At 34.2% G+C, this 1,557-nt stretch carries 2 protein-coding genes; both read right to left on the bottom strand.

Annotated elements, in window-relative coordinates:
* Positions 1-844: thrombospondin type 3 repeat-containing protein (locus tag GFU93_RS04290; RefSeq protein ID WP_160567535.1), on the bottom strand; the 844-nt coding region annotated here is incomplete at its 3' end.
* A gap of 123 nt (positions 845-967) precedes the next feature.
* On the bottom strand, positions 968-1,557 hold a 590-nt coding region (locus tag GFU93_RS04285; RefSeq protein ID WP_160567533.1), incomplete at its 5' end, for an OmpA family protein.

The raw sequence follows: 1,557 nt of genomic DNA, 5'->3' as shown, positions 1-1,557 counted from the left end.
GGAATTGTGCTGGTCCTGCTGCATTCGGACATCTGTCTTGATCGTCCGGAATACCGTCTCCATCTGTATCAGGACATCCTTGGAATTGTGGTAATCCCGGTGTATCCGGACATCTGTCCTGATCATCTGGAATACCGTCCCCATCTCTATCACTCGGTGCTACCGGAGGTGGTGGTAATGGTTGTTCTTTCTTAGCTCCAAATTTAAATATTAAAGATGCTGAGTGTTGAAAGAAGTCAGAATAATCTTTTGATTGATTAGTTACCCAGTTATATTGAGATTCTATGTTTAAACCAAAGTTTCTGGTAAACCAAAAGTTAATACCTACACCACCGTTTAACACAAACATATCATCTTTTCCTGTAAATTTACCTCCTAACTTATAATTTTTATCTGAGTTATAATCATCATCATAAGCGTCTAAGTGAGTAGATGGGTCATCCTCAACAATTTTAATTCCTTTATAAGAATATTTGTGATAGTTTGCACCTACTCTCACATATGGGTCTAGCCATCTTAATGATTTTGACTCACTAAGTGGAGTAAATCTAAGACCTAAACCTGCTAAAACAAAAAATTCGTCTTTTATTTTTAATCTTTTGTTATCCATATCACTTATTGAAGCTTGTAAATCAACGGCAAAGTTTTTACCAATACTTCTTGCTACAGTTAATTTTGATAATGGAAAAGAAAAACTATAATCATCGGTATCAAAATATCCGTCAAAGATACCACGCACTGACGTATGGTCAGTAGCATGCATCCCTATCCCTACATACCACTTTTCTGTAGTATTTTGAGCTTTAGTTACAATGGCCATTATAACAGCTCCTATTGTAATCAATAATTTAAATTTTTTCATATTAATTTCTTACTACTATGATTTATTTTATTCTACTAAACAAATTCTATTCCAATATATAAAAAAACCATCCTAATAAGGATGGTTTTTTTATTTGTAGATCAATTATTTCTTAATTTTCACTTCTTTTGTTACGGAAACTTTATCTCCTGCTTGATCTAAAACTACCACTCTTCTATTAGATCTATCACAAGATTCTTGGTCAGGATATAGTATATTTCCTTCTTCGTCTTTTTTAGTATTGATATCTGCTTGTTTACATAATAATTCTGTTTTTCCAAAGCCTCTAGCTATCAATCTATCTTTTTCTACACCTTCATTAACTAATTCGTTAACTACGGATTGTGCTCTTTGTTTTGATATTCTATTATTTACGGCTACAGATCCTACTCTGTCGGTATGTCCGTCTACAAAGAATTTTTTACCATCAAAACTTTCATCTTTTAATAATTTAGCTGCATCTTTTACTAATGGTAAAGATTCTGCTGTTAATTTAGAACTGTTAAATTCAAAGTTGATATTTTTTAATCTGAAAGTAACGTCTTTAGTTTCCCATGGACAACCGTTGTTTTCAATTGGTCCTTTTACGGTTGGACAACCATCGTCTACGTCAGGGATACCGTCGCCGTCTGTATCAGGACATCCTTGGAATTGTGCTGGTCCTGCTGCATTCGGACATCTGTCTTGATCGTCCG

Origin of the sequence: Apibacter sp. B3546, assembly GCF_009827885.1 — a bacterium.
Taxonomy (GTDB): Bacteria; Bacteroidota; Bacteroidia; order Flavobacteriales; family Weeksellaceae; genus Apibacter.
Note: the sequence above shows the minus strand (reverse complement) of the source record. Positions and strands in the feature narration are given on the sequence as shown.